The sequence below is a fragment of the Herbidospora galbida genome, from assembly GCF_005233835.1.
In the GTDB taxonomy this organism is placed as follows: domain Bacteria; phylum Actinomycetota; class Actinomycetes; order Streptosporangiales; family Streptosporangiaceae; genus Herbidospora; species Herbidospora galbida.
In genome coordinates, this window is record NZ_SZQA01000004.1 from 68,858 (window position 1) to 84,349 (window position 15,492).

A 15,492-nucleotide genomic window follows, 5' to 3' on the forward strand; every position below is an offset into this window, starting at 1 on the left:
GTATCTATCGGTTCCCCTCACGTGGCCACAGACTAGCCGGACCCACCGACAAGACGTGCCGAGGCCGCGAGATCCTCGCCATCGTGCCTGGTAACTGCTATCGCGCGCCCGTCATGATCGTGTCTATCTCGCGCCGCGAGACCGGGTCGTCGGGGTGCGCGAGGCCCAGCATGACCACACTGCGCCCCTCTTCGGCGGTGAGCACGGTGACCCGCAGGAAGGCCGGCTGGTTCACCACGTCGCGATACTCGGCCCGCACCGCGCGGGTGTGGCCGGTGCGTCCGCCGATCTCGACCTTCTCGTCGTCGACGACGTCGATCGTGTCGCCGTGCAGCAGCAGCCGCGAGTAGGTCTCGGCCAGCTTGAGCAGCGCGGGGCGCGGGTCGGCCGCGTCGAGCTTCTCCCCCGGCCGGGCCATCACGGTGGCGCGGTCGTCGTTGACGGCGACCGAGGTGAACCCGGTGACCGGCGCGAGCGCGCCCTCGTGCCACCCCGGCGGGATCGGGTAGGTGAGCCCGGCCAGCTCGTCGGTGACCAGCACCGTCTCGACCGGCGCCTCGGGGCGGCTCAGCACGAACAACACGATCCCCCCGATGACCGCACCGGCGCCCAGCGACACGATCGCGATCAGCAGGAGGCGGCGCAGCCCGCGCGGAATGCGGCGCGGCGGTGGAGCGGGCGTGCCGTACCAGCGGGCCGAAGGAGGCAGATCGTCGGCGTCGTCGGTGGGCGGCCAGACCCTCCGCTCGTCCATGCCGCCCAGTCAGTCACGCCGGAGCCCCAGCCGTCAACAACGATCACGGTTTCGCTATCACCAGAAGAGCCTCGTTCCGTTACGGCTCCGCCCACCCCGGCCCCGCCCGCCGACCCCGGCCCGCGCCGCATCCGGCGCCGACCGGTCTCGCAAGGCGACCGCCACGACGGCTCAGCCCCGGCCGCGCGGCAGGAACAGCGAGGCCGCCATCCCCATGTGGGGCCGAGGGGGCGCGATCGGCGCCTGGCCCGCCTGGGTGCCGAGCAGCCCGGAGACCATGCTCGACCGCGTTTGGATTCCCGCGACGCCGCCTCGGTAGGTCACCCACGCCTGCCGCATCCGCAGCCCCTGTCCGGCGGTGAACTGGTTCATGCAGCGGTCGTGGGCGTAGTCCATGAAGTTGTGGATCGGGTCCTCACCGGCCGCCGCGCACGAGTCCCGCCGATCGGGGCAGCCCTCGGTGGGGGTGGCCTGGAACGGGGTGTCGTCCACGGAGTCGCCCGGTTCGGAGCAGCCGTTCTCGAAGGTGTGGACGAGGCCCAGCCAGTGGCCGATCTCGTGGACGCCGGTGAAGCCGAAGTTGAAGTTGCGCAGCGCCCCACCGGGCAGGGTGCGCCAGTCGATCACGACGCCGTCCTGGCTGGGGTTGCCGGCGTACCAGTTGGGATAGGTCGCGTAGCCCAGCACCAGTTCGCTGAGCTGGGAGACGTACAGGTTGAGGGTTTCCGAGCCGCCCCTGCGCAGGCTGGTCTTCATGGGGTCTTCCATGCCGAGCGGGTTGCGGAACCAGTCGCGGTTCTCGGTGCGGGTGATGCCGCGCAGCGCGAACCGCACGCCCGTGTCGGCGCCGCCGTAGCCACCCGAGTAGGCCCGGTTGAGCACGTTGACCTGTTCGCGGACCGCCGCGTCGGGCGCGCCGGTGTGGCCGTCGGTGAGCACGTGGACCCACAGCGGCACGGTGACCGTCGGGGGGACCGGCCCGGGGTGGTTGCGCAGGGCCGCGTTCATCTGGGCGAACTCGGTGGCGGTCAGCGGCCGGGGCTCGGCGCGGCCGGAGGCGCGTTCGGGCGACGGGCAGTCGTGGTCGTGCCCGTGGTCATGCCCGTGCCTGTGATCGGCGCCTTCCGCGGGTGGGGCCGTCAGTGAAAAAAGGCATGCCAAAGAGACGGCGAGAAGACGCCGGGCCATTCGATTCCCCCGATGCGACCGGTCCGGACCAGAGTTCGAACGCTAGCCGCATCGGAGTCGATCAAGAGGTAGTGACACCCGTCACTTGTCGTCGCCCGACTCCCCCTTGGGGAGACCCTCGTAGATCTCCTTGCATTCGGGGCAGACGGGATACTTCTTCGGATCGCGGCTGGGCACCCACACCTTGCCGCAGATCGCCCGTACCGGCGCACCCGTGATGTAGCTCTCGGTGACCTTGTTCCGGTCGGCGTAGTGGCTGAACCGCTCGTGGTCGCCGTCGCCGCCGTGGGACGTGCGCGGGACGACCTCGGTCTTCTGGTCGGGAAGAATCTTCGTACTGCTCACGGGAACCGAGTCTACAAACTGTGGTGGCTCCCACCCCAAAAAAAAGGAGGGGAGCCACCGTTTGGGAGTTTCTCAGCCGATGTGCACCGCAGCGCCCTCGGTCTTGCGGCCGGCCCTGACGAGCAGGGCGATGACCGCCGCGAAGACCGCCACGCCGGCGCTGACCTCGAAGCCGAGGTGCAGGCCGTCCATGAACGACAGGTGCGAGGCGTTGGTGACCGCGCCGGCGATCTGCTCGGGCAGGCCGGTGGGGGCGGCGCCGTAGGAGGCGGCGTCCTTGAGACCCGCGAGCTGCTCCGGGGGGAACGACTGGGCGACGGGGCCGAGGTAGCCCTCGTACACCGACGAGACCTTCGCCGCGACGATCGCGCCGAGGATGGCGGTGCCCAGCGCGCCGCCGACCTGCATGGCCGACTGCTGGAGGCCGCCCGCGACACCCGAGAGCTCCTCGGGGGCGTTGCCGACGATGATCTCGGTGGCGCCGACGAAGACGGGCGACAGGCCGAAGGCCAGCAGCACGAACGGGATGGCGCTGTCGACGAACGCCGCGTCGATCGACAGGCGCGACATCAGGAACATCGCGACGGCGGTGATGAGCATGCCGCCCGAGATCATGATCCGCGGCCCGAGCTTGCCGATCAGGAACCCGGCCAGCGGCGAGGCGACGATCATGCCGGCGCTCATGGGCAGCATGCGCAGGCCCGACTCCAGCGGCGACAGGCCGTGGACGCCCTGGAAGAAGAAGGTCAGGAAGAACATCGCGCCGAACATGGAGAACGCGGTGAGGATCATCAGGGTCGTACCGACCGAGAACGACGCGTTGCGGAACAGGCCGAGCGGCAGCAACGGCTGGGAGACCCGGGTCTGCCACCAGAGGAACCCGACGAGGAACACGACGGCGACGGCGAGGGAGATCAGCGTGCCGGTGTCGCCCCAACCCCACTCGGGGGCCTTGATGATCGCCCAGACCAGCGAGAACATCATGATCGACAGCAGCACCACGCCCAGCCAGTCGACCTTGGAGAGGTACTTGGCCTTGCTCTCGCTCAGCGCCCACCAGCCCACCGCGAGGGCGATGACGCCGACCGGCACGTTGATGAAGAAGACCGACTGCCAGCTGACGTGCTCGACCAGCAGGCCGCCCACGATCGGGCCGGCCGCCGACGACAGGCCGATGATGCCGCCCCAGGCGCCCATCGCCATGTTGAGCCGGTCACCGGGGAAGGCCATGCGCAGCAGCGCCAGCGCGGCGGGCTGGAGCAGCGCGCCGAAGAGGCCCTGCAGCACACGGAAGGCGATCAGGGGGCCGATCGAGGAGGTCAGGCCGATCGCCAGCGAGGTCAGCGCGAAGCCGACGACGCCGATCAGGAACACCCGCTTGTGCCCGAAGATGTCACCGAGCTTGCCGGCGGTGATGAGGAAGACCGCCAGGGCCAGCAGATATCCGCTGGTCACCCACTGGAGGTCGGCGAGCGAGGCCTGGAGTTCGGCCCCGATGACCGGGTTGGCGATGGCGACGACGGTGCCGTCGAGCATCACCATGATCACGCCGAGCGAGACGGCCAGCAGGGTCAGCCACGGCCGAGCTGGGCCGGCTTCGCCTTGCGCCTCCTTCGGCAGGGCGGTGGTCTGTGACATAACGGGTTCTCCCCCGGATAGAAAGTCAACGCGACGTAGATTATGTCAGTCCATGACAGATGACAAAGTGTTTTATCCGACATATCCTGACAACTGGCAGCTGGTGAACTGAATGTTTCGAGGAGGTGACAGGGGTGGGTCTGCGTGAGCGCAAGAAGCTCAAGACACGCGTCGCGCTCATCGACGCGGCCCTCGACCTGTTCCTGGAGCAGGGCTACGAGTCGACGACGATCGACCAGATCGCGGCGGCGGTCGACGTGTCGCCCCGCACGTTCTTCCGCTACTTCGGCTCGAAGGAGGAAGTGGCCCTGGCGCCCGCCACCGACGCGCAGGACGTATTTCTATCGGAGCTCCACGACCGTCCCGGAACCGAGTCCCCCTTTACGGCGCTCGCCCAGGCCATGCGGGGCGCGGTGGCGCTCCTGCGCGACGGCGAACCGGAGGACAAGCAGCGCTTCCTCAAGGCCAGGCAGGTCGTCGAGGCGACCCCGACCATCTTCGCGGGCCAGATGCGCCTGATGCTCGCCAACGAGCGGCGCATCTTGGAAGAGGTGGCCAGACGCCGCGGAGCCGACGATCTGCGCAGCCAGTTCGTGACCGCGACGTTCACGAGCACGATCAGAGTCGGCTTCGAGAACTGCACGGTCGAAGAACTGAGCGACCTCGAAGGCATGACCAAACGCCTGGAAGACACCTTCGCTCTGGTGGACGACCTGATGACCCCCGACTGGGACCGCTGACGACCCCGGCTTCCCGGGGTGTGCCGTCAGTTCTGGGAGGGGTCGTCGGGATAGCTGGCCACGAAGGCCAGTTCGCCCGGCTGTCTCCTGAGGACCGTTCGCCACAGTGACGACGGGTGCGGGTGGAAGGTGTCGCCCGGTTCGGAGTCGACGATGTACCAGGCGCCCTGGGCGACCTCGCCCGCCAGCTGGCCCTGCGTCCAGCCGGCGTAGCCGGCGAAGATCCGCATCTGGGATATCTCGCCCGCCAGGATCTCGGGGGGCGCGTCGAGGTCGACGGTGCCGAGGCGGGAGACGCCCCGGCGGCCGGTGTGGAGGCGGCGCCAGCCGAGGGGTTCGGCGCCGCTCATGACGACGGCGAGGGCCAGGGCGCTGTCGGTCTGTACGGGCCCGCCCTCGAACAGGACCGACGGGCCGGTCACCAAAGGGTCCCAGGTGGGGAGTACCGACGTGACGCTGATGTCGCTGGGCCTGTTGATCACCACACCGAGCGTGCCGCCGTCTTCGTCGTGCTCCAGGATGAGGACGACACTACGCCGGAAGTTCGGGTCGTCGAGCAGTGGCGTCGCCACCAGCAGCCCACCGACGTAGATCGACTCCGCCATACCCTCCATGATGCGACAGGAAGGCCGATTCGCGCACGTCACCCCACCCCGTTACTCTGAGTTATGAAATTGGAGGACATGGGAACTCTCCGTACAAGAAAGATCTTGGCCGAGGGGGACCCGTGGGACAGAGCACACCGGCACGCAGGGCGTTCGCGCTGCTGGCCGCACCGATCGGGGCGGCGTTGCTGCTGCCCGGCCAAGCGGCCGCGGCCCCGCCTCCGCTCCAGGTGAAGTACGACAAGATCGACTGCGCCTCCGGCGAGGTCCTGGTCAGCATCACCAACCCCGGTCCCGACGCCCACGAGTTCACCCTCTACCGCGACGACGACGTCATCGCCCGCGGCCGCTCGGCGGCCAACGAGACCGTCGAGGAGTCGGTACGGATCACCCGGAGCGCCCGCCTCAAGGTCCACGGCGACGGCGAACAGGTCTCCGAACGCTGGATCGACGCCTGCCTGCCGGCCACCACCCGTACGGCCGGCCGGCAGAGGGAGGACCAGCAGGGTTCCGAAGAGGTCCACCACGGCCTGTTCGACTTCGGCAAGTGGGGCCAGGACCGCGAAGACCGTCAAAGCGAGGGCGGCGACCGCCAGCAGGGTCTGTTCGACTCCGGGAAATGGGGCCAGGACCGCGAAGACCGCCAAAGTGACGGCGGCGACCGCCAGCAGGGTCTCTTCGATTTCAGCAAATGGGGCCAGGACCACCACGACCACCAGGGCGACCGGGGCCACGGCCTGTTCGACTTCGACAAATGGGGTCAAGGCCGCGAAGACCACCAGGGCGACCGCCACCACGGCCTCTTCGACTTCGGCAAATGGGGCCAGGATCACCACGACCACCACGACCACGGCGGCTGGTGGGACCACCACGGCGACCGGGGCCACGGCGGCTGGTGGAACCGGGAAGAGCACAACTGGTGGAACCGCGACCACCATCACCACCACGACAACTGGTGGAACCGCGACGACCACCACCGCCACGGCGACCACCACGGCGGCTGGTGGGACCGCGAAGACGACCACGGCCCCGACCACGGCGGCTGGGGCGAACGCGAGGCCGAGAACATCGGCTGGTGGAACCGCGACCGCGTACACGACGAGGACGTGCTCCCCTACACCGGCCCGCCCGCCGACCTGTGGGGCAAGGTCGCCACGGCGGGCGGCCTGGTCATCATGGGCGGCGTCTTCTGGTGGCTGGCCCGTATCTGGCCCCGCCGAACCTTCCCGGTGACCCCTCGCTAGCTCGAAACGGCCCGGCCTGGAAACCCAGCCCGGGCCGGATCACACGCACCAGTCACGCCATCAGGCCGAAGCAGGTCGTACCGGAAACTACGCCTCGGTGAAGCCGCGGGCCTTGCCGCCCGCCGATTCCCGGACCGCCGCCGCGACCGCGCCCGCCACGTCGGGGTGGAACACGCTCGGCACGATGTAGTTGGGGCCGAGTTCCTCAGGTGACACCACCGCCGCCAGGGCGCGGGCGGCGGCCAGGAGCATCTCCTGGGTGACCCCGTCGGCCTGGGCGTCGAGGAGGCCGCGGAAGACGCCGGGGAAGGCCAGCACATTGTTGATCTGGTTGGGGTAGTCGGAGCGGCCGGTCGCCACCACGGCCGCGTGTTCGCGCGCGTCGTCGGGCGACACCTCGGGCTCGGGGTTCGCGAGGGCGAAGACGACCGCGTCGGAGTTCATCGTCGCGATGTCGTCGCCGGTCAGGATGCCGGGGGCGGAGACGCCGATGAACACGTCGGCGCCCTTGACGGCGCCGCGCAGGTCTTCGCTGTAGCCCTCGGCGTTGGTGTGCTCGGCGATCCAGCGCAGCGACTCGTCGAGGTCGTCGCGGCCCTGGTGGACGGCGCCCAGGTAGTCGCACACGATGACGTTCCGCGCCCCGGCGGCGAGCAGCAGGCGCAGCACGGCGGTGCCGGCCGCGCCGGCGCCGGCGAGGGTGATGCGGACGTCGGGCAGTTCCTTCTTCACCACCCGCAGCGCGTTGGTGAGCGCGGCCAGCACGACGATCGCGGTGCCGTGCTGGTCGTCGTGGAAGACGGGGATGTCGACGAGTTCGCGCAGCCGGCGCTCGATCTCGAAACAGCGGGGCGCCGAGATGTCTTCGAGGTTGATGCCGCCGAACCCGGGCGAGATGGCCCGGACGATCTCGACGATCTGGTCGGCGTCCTGCGTGTCGAGGCAGATGGGCCACGCGTCGATGCCGGCGAACCGTTTGAACAGGGCGGCCTTGCCCTCCATCACGGGGAGGGCTGCGGCGGGGCCGATGTTGCCGAGGCCCAGGACGGCGGAGCCGTCGGTCACGACCGCGACCGAGTTCCGCTTGATCGTCAGGCGGCGGGCGTCTTCGGGGTTGCGGGCGATCGCCATGGAGACCCGCGCGACGCCCGGCGTGTAGGCCATCGAGAGTTCGTCGCGGTTGCGCAGCGGCACCTTCGACTTCATCTCGATCTTGCCGCCGAGGTGCATCAGGAAGGTCCGGTCGGAGACCTTGTGGATCACCACGTCTTCGACCTCGCCCAGGCGGTCGACGATCGCCTGGGCGTGGTCGGTGTCACGGGCGGCGCAGGTCACGTCGATGCGCAGCTTCTCATGTCCGGCGTTGGTCACGTCGAGGGCGGTGACGACGCCTCCGGCGTTCTCGACCGCATGGGTGAGCTGGCTCACCGCCTTGCCCCCTGCGGGCACTTCCAGACGGACGGTGATCGAATAGGACACGCTGGGCACGGTAGCCACGTCAATCCGCTCCTTTGCGCATTGGGTGTGCATCCAATCGTGCCACCATCCAGCAGGTGATATGCCCGGTTCAGAAGAGCGCGGAGGCGAGACCGCGGCGCGCCTTGGCCACCGAGGGATCGTCGGCGGGCAGCGTCTCGAACAGGCTCAGCAGGTGGACGCGGGCCTTGTCGCGGTCGTCGCCGGCGCTCCGGCGGACCGTGGCGATGAGCCGGTCGAAGGCGGCGTCGACCTGGCCGCCGAGCAGTTCGACGTCGGCGGCCTGGAGCTGCAGCGCCACGTCGGCGGGCGCGGCGGCGGCCCGGTTCAGCACGTCGGCGGGGTCGAGGTCGAGGGTGCGGCTGAGCAGGCCGACCCCGGCCAGGCCGATCTTGGCCTCTTCGTTGCCGGGCTGGCGGGCGAGCAGCCGCTGGAAGGCCTGGGCGGCGGCCTCGAGGTCGCCGTCTTCGATGGCCATGTCGGCGGCGAGCAGGTCGGGGTCGACGGCGGGCTCCTGCGGGGTGGCCTCGTCGTCTCCCTCGCCGGGCGGCGGCAGCGCGACGCCGAGCTGCTCGAAGACCTGGGCGATGGCCTGACGCAGCTGCGGCTCGGACAGCGGCCCCTCGAACAGCGGCATGAGCTGCCCCTGGAAGGCCAGGTAGACGGTGGGGATGGCGCGCATCCGCAGCGCCTGGGCCAGCTCGGGGTTGGCCTCGACGTCGACCTTGGCCAGCAGCCAGGCGCCCTTGGCCTCGGCGGCGAGCTTCTCGAGCGCGCGGCTGAACTCCTGCACCTGGGCGGCCCGCGGCACCGTCGCCTCGACGACGATCGGCACCCCCATCGACCGTTCCACGACCTCGGTCGTGAAGGTCGCCGCCGTAGCGTCGATGATCTCGGGCGCCGCGCCGGGGGCGGCCGGGTTCTGCGCGGCGGCCTCCCGCCGGGCCTGCGCGTCGAGGGCTTGCTTACGGGCGCCGAGGTCGATGGCGCCGTAGAGCGATCCGGGTCGAGAGAAGTCCGCTGCCATAAGGCCAATCCTGCCGCATCGGCGAGGGCTCCCACTCCGCACCCCGGAAAACCTCTGCTCCGTTACGGCTCCGCCCACCCCGGCCACCTCCCGCCGCCCCCCGCGCCCACCGTCCATGGCGCCCAGGACCGCGGGAGCACGCGCCGCGACGCCGGGCAGACCCGGCCGTCCGACGACGTCTGGGCGGCCCGAACGGTCTAGAACCGCGGCGGTTCGGTGTAGGTCCCCCACTCGTCACGGAGGACGTCGCAGATCTCGCCGAGGGTGGCCTCGCGACGGGCGCACTCGATCATGGGCGGCACCATGTTCCCGGTCCCCCGCGCGACCTCCAGCAGTTCGCGCAGGGAGGCGTCGACCGAGGCCTGGTCGCGGGCGGTGCGCCGGGCGGCGAGCACCCGGTTCTGCTCCTTCTCCACCTCGTGGCTGATCCGCAGGATCTCCAGCGGCTCCTCGGTCGTGGCGGTGTGGCAGTTCACCCCCACGATCTTCTTCTCGCCCTTCTCCAGCTTGCGCTGGTAGTCGAAGGCCGCCTCGGCGATCTCCGACATGAACCACCCGTCTTCGATCCCCCGCAGGATCCCGCCGGTCATCGTGCCGTCGGGCCCCATCTCGCGGATCTTCGCGAAGATCGCCTCGGCCTCCTCCTCCAGGCGGTCGGTCAGCGCCTCGACGTACCAGGAGCCGCCCAGGGGGTCGGCCACGTTGACGACCTCGGTCTCCTCCATGATCACCTGCTGGGTGCGCAGCGCGATCTCGGCGGCCTTGGCCGACGGCAGGGCGAGCACCTCGTCGAGCGCGTTGGTGTGCAGCGACTGGGTGCCGCCGAGCACCGCCGCCAGGGCCTCGACGGCGGTCCGGACGATGTTGTTGTCGGGCTGCTGGGCGGTCAGCGACACTCCGGCCGTCTGGGTGTGGAAGCGCAGCCACTGCGCCTTCTCGGTCGTCGCGCCGTAGACGTCGCGCATCCAGCGGGCCCAGATGCGGCGGGCGGCGCGGAACTTGGCGATCTCCTCGAAGAAGTCGATGTGGGCGTCGAAGAAGAACGACAGGCCGGGGGCGAACACGTCGACGTCGAGCCCCCGCGACAGGCCCAGCTCGACGTAGCCGAACCCGTCGGCGAGGGTGAACGCGAGCTCCTGCGCGGCCGTCGAGCCGGCCTCGCGGATGTGGTAGCCGGAGACCGAGAGGGGCTTGTAGGCCGGGATCTCGGCGGCGCAGTACTCCATCAGGTCGCCGATGAGGCGCAGGTGGGGTTCGGGGGCGAACAGCCACTCCTTCTGCGCGATGTACTCCTTGAAGATGTCGGTCTGCAGGGTGCCGTTGAGGGCGCGGGCGGGCACTCCCTGGCGTTCGGCCGCCACGACGTACATGCAGAAGATCGGCACCGCCGGGCCGCTGATGGTCATCGAGGTCGTGACGTCGCCCAGCGGGATGCCGTCGAACAGCAGGTCCATGTCGAGGGCGCTGTCGATGGCCACGCCGCAGTGGCCGACCTCGCCGAGCGAGCGGGCGTCGTCGGAGTCGCGGCCCATGAGAGTCGGCATGTCGAAGGCGACCGACAGGCCGCCGCCGCCCGCGCCGAGGATCATCTTGTAGCGCTCGTTGGTCTGCCGGGCGTTGCCGAAGCCGGCGAACTGGCGGATCGTCCAGGGACGGCCCCGGTAGCCGGTCGGATGGAGGCCGCGGGTGAAGGGGAACTCACCCGGCCAGCCGATGCGCTCGAACCGGGGATCGGGCGCCGCCGGGCCGTAGACCGGGTCGACCGGAAGCCCCGACAGGGTGCGGAATTCGCGGTCGCGTTTCGGCGCCGCGTCGAATCTCGCCTGCCACCGCGCGCGGCCGGAGTTGATCTCGTCCATGTGACCTCCCGCCCAGATACTAGGACGTCCTACTAGTTATCGCCAGGGTTAGGGAGATCAACACCTCAATGTCACACATTGATTGCGAATTTCCACTGACCTATGACACGGGGCGTCAATCACCAAATATGAGCGTCGTCCCAATCTGCCTACAGGGAGGTGGCAGTGAAGCGCAGCATCGTCATCGCGTCCGCTGTGGTGTTAACCGCGGCGGCGCTGACGGCGCCCGCCACGACGGCTCAGGCCCAGGTGCCCACCGTCGCGGCCGACACCGCTAGCGAGTACGTCGTCCTTTACAAGGAGGGCGCCAGCACCGCCGAGGCCCAGAAGGCCGTCCAGGCGGCCGGCGGCTCCGTCGTGAAGGTCAACACCGCCGTCGGCGTCGCCACGGTCAGCACCACGAACGCCGGTTTCGCGGCCGCCGTCTCGGCCAGCCCGCTGATCGAAGGGGTCGCCCACAACCGGGTGATCGGCCATGCCCCCGAGGTCAACGCCCGCGCCAAGGCCGCGCTCAAGAAGGTCGTCGAGTCGCGCGCCCTTGAGAAGGAAGGCCGCAACCACGGCGGCCAGATCAACAAGAAGTGGGGCAAGAAGCCCTCCGCCGAGCCGCTCGACGAGGCCCAGTGGGACCTCGACCAGATGAAGGCCAACGAGGCGCACAAGTACGAGACCGGCGACAAGCGGGTCCTCGTCGGCATCCTCGACACCGGCGTCGACGGCAGTCACCCCGACATCGCCCCGAACTTCAGCAACCGGCTGAGCCGCAACTTCACCACCGACGTCCCCGTCGACGCCAACGGCGACGAGATCGACGGTCCGTGTGAGGCCGAGCCCGACCAGTCGTGCAACGACCCCGCCAACGTCGACGAAGACGGCCACGGCACGCACGTCGCGTCGTCGATCGCCTCGCCGCTGAACAAGCTGGGCGTCGCGGGCGTGGCCCCGAACGTGACGATCGTCAACATCCGGGCCGGCCAGGACTCGGGCTACTTCTTCCTGCAGCCCTCTGTCGACGCCCTGACCTACGCCGGCGACATCGGCGTCGACGTCGTCAATATGAGCTACTACATCGACCCGTGGCTGTTCAACTGCGTCGACAACCCGGCCGACTCCCCCGCCGCCCGCGCGGAGCAGGCGACCATCATCAAGGCCACCCAGCGGGCGCTGAACTACGCGCACCGCAAGGGCGTCACCCTGGTGGGCGCGGCCGGCAACGAGGCGATCGACTACACCAAGACCAACGTCGACTCGGGCAGCCCCGACTTCGCCAGCGAGCCGGGCGAGGCGCCCTACGACCGGACGATCCCGCCGAGCTGCATCTCGCTGCCCGGTGAGGGCGAGCACGTGATCTCCGTCTCCTCGACGGGCATCAGCAAGCGCAAGTCGTACTACTCCAGCTTCGGCAACGGGTACATCGACGTCGCGGCCCCCGGCGGCGACACCTACGACACGCCGGGCAACACCCGTGACGTCACCAGGGCGACCCTGTCGGCCTACCCCGAGTCGCTGGCCCGCGCCAACGAGGAGATCGACGAGAACGGCGTTCCGACGGTCGACTACGTGGTGCGCGACTGCAAGGGCTCGACCTGCGCCTACTACCAGTACCTCCAGGGCACCTCGATGGCCTCGCCGCGCGCCGCCGGCGTCGCCGCCCTGATCGTCAGCAAGTACGGCCGCGCCACGTGGGGCGGCGGCTTCGGCCTCGACCCCGACGTGGTGGAGGCCCGCCTGAAGGCGACCGCGGTCAAGACCCCGTGCCCGCCCGGCGGCAGCTACACCTACACCCGTCACCTGCCGACCGGTTCGACCGTGACCGCGACGCACACCTGTGAGGGCAACACCCTCCGGAACGGCTTCTACGGTTCCGGCATCGTGAACGCCCTGAGGGCCGTGGGCCACTAAGCCCGTCAGCCGTCAAAAGGGGGCCCGTTCCGCTACCGCGGGGCGGGCCCCTCGCCGTCGGTGAAGTCGCCCGCCGCGACCCGGAGGGTGCGCAGGCTGTCGAACATGTCCTTGAGCGCGGTGTGGTCGTACATGCCGAGACCGAAGTCGGCCCCCATCAGGTCGGCCGTGGCCCCGCGCACGGCCTCGCGCCCCGCGTCGGTGATCTCGGCCAGGACGCCGCGCCCGTCGTTGGGGTTGCGCATGCGCCGGACCAGCCCCGCCTTCTCCAGGCGGTCGACGGTGTTGGTCACGCTCGTCGGGTGGACCATGAGGCGCTCGCCGATCTTCGACAGCGGCAGCGCGCCGGTCCGGCTGAAGGTGAGCAGCACCAGTGCCTCGTAGCGGGCGAAGGTCAAGTCATAGGGCTTGAGCAGCGCGTCCAGTTGCGCGATCAGGATCTGGTGGGCTCTCATGATCGAGGTGACCGCGGCCATGGCGGACGACGGACCGAACCGCTCTCGCCAGGTCTCGGCGGCGCGCTCGATGGGGTCGAACGGCAGGTTGAGGGGCACGCGCCTACCGTAGCGCGGCGATAGTCCGCTTTGGGACTTCACGCACCGTGACCAAACTCAGTCCTTGACCAGAAGAAGCACCCCCCAAACATTACGCTCCGTTATGGTTATCGGGGTTCGACGGGGGGTCCTACATGGGGCGTGAGCACAAGGGCGTGTCACGCGAGGAGCTGAAGCAGAGCGCGGTCGTGACGGTGACCGTGCTGCTCGCCCTCGGTCTGGTGACGGCCTGGACGGTGCTCATCCCCGGAGTGATGGCCTGGGACAACATCGTGATCGCGGTGATCGGCTCGGTCCGGCTGACCGGCCCGGTGGCGTGCGCGTTCGCGGCCTGGGTGGCGGTGCGCAAGCGCCGGTCGAAGAACCGCCCCGAGTCGTGGCGGGTGCTGAAGGCCCCGGTGGCGATCCTCGCGGTCGTGACCGGCTCGTTCGGGGCGACCGTGATGGTGCTGTCGCTGCGGGCCGTCGCCGACGAGCAGGCCGGGAAGCTGCTGCCCAGCGGCCTGGCCATGGGCGCCGCCGGTCTGGTCCTGTACGTCGTCCTCGGCTGGGTCATCGGCTGGCTGATCCCCTACTCGATCACGCCGATGCTCGCCGGGTTCACCGTCTACGCGGTCTTCACGTGGATCTCCACCCGCACCACCTGGGCCGACCGGCTCGCGCCGGGCACCCGCGAGCCCTACGACCTGTTCGAGGGCCTGAGCACCACCGCGTTCGTCGACCAGACCCTCTGGCTGCTGGGCCTCAGCCTGGCCCTGCTCATGGGCTGGACGGCCGCGGTGACCCGCCATTCGGTGGCGCTGGCGGCGGCGATGGTCGCGGTGCTGACGGCCGGGGTCGGGGTGGCCCGGCTGGTGTCCGACCACCGTCCCCACCCGGGCCAGGTGGCCTACTCGTGCCAGGACTGGCCGATCACGGTGTGCGTCCACCCCGGCATGAAAGAGGGCCTGCCCGAGCTGGGCACCGCCTTCACCGGCATCGCGGCCCGGCTGAGCGGCACCCCGGCGGCCTTCAACCGGGTCGAGCAGCACTCCCGCAAGACCGGCGAGACCCTCCAGGGCGGGGTGGTCCCGATCCACGTCGACGACCTCGGCGCCGGCTACGCCGACCGCGCGGCCCGCGAGTTCGTCGAGCGCCTCTCCCGTCCGTGCCCGGCGCAGCGATCGGCCGGATACCGCGAGATCGTGCTGGCCTGGCTGCGCGGCGAACCGCTGCCGCCGGGCGACTACCCCGAGCACCAGACGGCCTCGGCCTGGTTCGCGGTGCTCACCGAGCAGCAGCGCCGCGAGTGGCTGCGCATGTACTACGCCGACTTCGCCAACTGCCGCCTGCAGGCCGCCCACTTCGGCGCGGCGGCGTACACCCATCCCGTGCCGAGCCCCACGGTGATGTCTGGCCCACAGGCGAGGTGAAACGGCGGGCTTTGCGGGAAGATGTCCCACCGTGACCGGACAGACTCGCGCACCGCTCGCTCAACCGGCCCCAGTGAGGCGCGGCCCCCGCCGCGCCTGGCGCTGGCTCGCCGGTTTGTTGTTCGTCGCGCTGCTCCTCGTGGTGGGCGGCCGACTGGCCTGGACGTGGCTCGACCCGTTCGGGGAGCAGAGCATCGACCGCAGCCAGCCCGCGCTGCTGCAGTCGATCCAGAACATGAGCCGCTACCAGGCGGCCACCGGCAGCTTCCAGGTCATCGTCGACCTCGAGAAGGACGCCGCCTTCCTGCCCGACGCCGTCAAGGGCACCCGCACCCTGTTCGTCGGCGCCGGCACGGTCGACGCCTACGTCGAGTTCGGCGGCCTCACCGGCGAGGCCGTCTCGGTCTCCGAAGACCGCAAGTCGGTGACCGTGACCCTGCCGCACGCGGCGCTGGAGAAGCCCAGCCTCGACAACAGCCGCTCCTACGTCTACGCGCAGGAACGCGGCCTCATCGACCGCGCCCAGGACTTCCTGTCGTCGAACCCGCCCGACCAGAAGGAGCTCTACCTCCTGGCCGAGAAGAAGATCACCGAGGCGGCCACCGCCAGCGACCTGCGCAACCGCGCCGACCAGAACACCAAGGCGGCCATCGAGGGCATGATGAAGGCCCTCGGCTTCACCAACGTCACGGTGAAGTACGGCCCCCAGCCGTAGCGACGACGAGGCCCTCCGATCGGAGGGCCTCGT

Annotated in this window: 14 protein-coding genes; 5 read left to right on the forward strand and 9 right to left on the reverse strand. The window is 69.9% G+C overall.

The window, feature by feature from the left end:
* Positions 1–97: 97 nt before the first annotated feature.
* From FDA94_RS06615 to FDA94_RS06630, 4 genes are all read right to left on the reverse strand, one after another.
* Positions 98–754: a hypothetical protein gene (locus tag FDA94_RS06615; protein ID WP_137246135.1), complete on the reverse strand. Its 657-nt coding sequence runs from the start codon at positions 752–754 to the stop codon at positions 98–100.
* A gap of 171 nt (positions 755–925) precedes the next feature.
* Entirely contained in the window at positions 926–1,942 is a 1,017-nt protein-coding gene (locus tag FDA94_RS06620; protein ID WP_137246136.1) for a zinc metalloprotease, read from the reverse strand.
* Positions 1,943–2,023: 81 nt separating this feature from the next.
* The gene (locus FDA94_RS06625) at positions 2,024–2,287 is read right to left on the reverse strand and encodes a DUF3039 domain-containing protein (protein WP_030455569.1); all 264 of its coding nucleotides are present in this window, start codon (positions 2,285–2,287) and stop codon (positions 2,024–2,026) included.
* Between the two features lie 72 nt (positions 2,288–2,359).
* Positions 2,360–3,925 carry a DHA2 family efflux MFS transporter permease subunit gene (locus FDA94_RS06630; protein WP_137246137.1) on the reverse strand — a complete coding sequence of 522 codons (1,566 nt, stop codon included), beginning with the start codon at positions 3,923–3,925 and terminating at the stop codon, positions 2,360–2,362.
* A gap of 134 nt (positions 3,926–4,059) precedes the next feature.
* On the opposite strand from FDA94_RS06630, the gene FDA94_RS06635 reads away from it, so the two are divergent.
* A complete protein-coding gene (locus tag FDA94_RS06635) occupies positions 4,060–4,665 on the forward strand; it encodes a TetR/AcrR family transcriptional regulator (protein WP_170990809.1) in 606 nt (201 codons plus the stop codon).
* A gap of 26 nt (positions 4,666–4,691) precedes the next feature.
* Here the strand turns inward: FDA94_RS06635 and FDA94_RS06640 are convergent, their stop codons facing one another.
* A complete protein-coding gene (locus tag FDA94_RS06640) occupies positions 4,692–5,270 on the reverse strand; it encodes a YqgE/AlgH family protein (protein WP_137246139.1) in 579 nt (192 codons plus the stop codon).
* 122 nt (positions 5,271–5,392) lie between these two features.
* Between FDA94_RS06640 and FDA94_RS06645 the strand changes: the two genes are divergently transcribed.
* Complete coding sequence (locus tag FDA94_RS06645) at positions 5,393–6,514, forward strand: hypothetical protein (protein ID WP_137246140.1); 1,122 nt, start codon at positions 5,393–5,395, stop codon at positions 6,512–6,514.
* A gap of 87 nt (positions 6,515–6,601) precedes the next feature.
* On the opposite strand, the gene FDA94_RS06650 is transcribed toward FDA94_RS06645, so the two are convergent.
* The 3 genes from FDA94_RS06650 to icmA form a co-directional block, all read right to left on the reverse strand.
* Positions 6,602–8,011, reverse strand: a complete 1,410-nt coding sequence (locus tag FDA94_RS06650; RefSeq protein WP_137246141.1) for an NAD-dependent malic enzyme — start codon at positions 8,009–8,011, stop codon at positions 6,602–6,604.
* Between the two features lie 70 nt (positions 8,012–8,081).
* Positions 8,082–9,017, reverse strand: coding sequence for a tetratricopeptide repeat protein (locus tag FDA94_RS06655; RefSeq protein ID WP_137246142.1), 936 nt, complete (start codon positions 9,015–9,017; stop codon positions 8,082–8,084).
* A 197-nt stretch (positions 9,018–9,214) separates the two neighbouring features.
* On the reverse strand, positions 9,215–10,876 hold the full coding sequence (icmA, locus tag FDA94_RS06660) for a coenzyme B12-dependent isobutyryl-CoA mutase large subunit (RefSeq protein WP_137246143.1): 1,662 nt from the start codon (positions 10,874–10,876) through the stop codon (positions 9,215–9,217).
* A gap of 165 nt (positions 10,877–11,041) precedes the next feature.
* Between icmA and FDA94_RS06665 the strand changes: the two genes are divergently transcribed.
* On the forward strand, positions 11,042–12,778 hold the full coding sequence (locus FDA94_RS06665; protein WP_137246144.1) for a S8 family serine peptidase: 1,737 nt from the start codon (positions 11,042–11,044) through the stop codon (positions 12,776–12,778).
* 32 nt (positions 12,779–12,810) lie between these two features.
* Here FDA94_RS06665 and FDA94_RS06670 read toward each other — a convergent pair whose 3' ends face one another.
* Complete coding sequence (locus FDA94_RS06670) at positions 12,811–13,332, reverse strand: MarR family transcriptional regulator (RefSeq protein WP_137246145.1); 522 nt, start codon at positions 13,330–13,332, stop codon at positions 12,811–12,813.
* A gap of 134 nt (positions 13,333–13,466) precedes the next feature.
* Here FDA94_RS06670 and FDA94_RS06675 point away from each other — a divergent pair, with 134 nt between their 5' ends.
* The gene (locus tag FDA94_RS06675) at positions 13,467–14,744 is read left to right on the forward strand and encodes a hypothetical protein (RefSeq protein WP_137246146.1); all 1,278 of its coding nucleotides are present in this window, start codon (positions 13,467–13,469) and stop codon (positions 14,742–14,744) included.
* Positions 14,745–14,817: 73 nt separating this feature from the next.
* Positions 14,818–15,459 (forward strand): DUF4230 domain-containing protein, encoded by a 642-nt coding sequence (locus tag FDA94_RS06680; protein ID WP_137246147.1) that lies wholly within the window; start codon positions 14,818–14,820, stop codon positions 15,457–15,459.
* Positions 15,460–15,492 lie beyond the last annotated feature (33 nt).

Bases quoted from the DNA above. Each gene is read 5' to 3' on its own strand.
- FDA94_RS06615 (WP_137246135.1), bottom strand. From the start codon at position 754: ATGGACGAGCGGAGGGTCTGGCCGCCCACCGACGACGCCGACGATCTG.
- FDA94_RS06620 (WP_137246136.1), bottom strand. From the start codon at position 1,942: ATGGCCCGGCGTCTTCTCGCCGTCTCTTTGGCATGCCTTTTTTCACTG.
- FDA94_RS06630 (WP_137246137.1), bottom strand. From the start codon at position 3,925: ATGTCACAGACCACCGCCCTGCCGAAGGAGGCGCAAGGCGAAGCCGGC.
- FDA94_RS06640 (WP_137246139.1), bottom strand. From the start codon at position 5,270: ATGGCGGAGTCGATCTACGTCGGTGGGCTGCTGGTGGCGACGCCACTG.
- FDA94_RS06655 (WP_137246142.1), bottom strand. From the start codon at position 9,017: ATGGCAGCGGACTTCTCTCGACCCGGATCGCTCTACGGCGCCATCGAC.
- icmA (WP_137246143.1), bottom strand. From the start codon at position 10,876: ATGGACGAGATCAACTCCGGCCGCGCGCGGTGGCAGGCGAGATTCGAC.
- FDA94_RS06675 (WP_137246146.1), top strand. From the start codon at position 13,467: ATGGGGCGTGAGCACAAGGGCGTGTCACGCGAGGAGCTGAAGCAGAGC.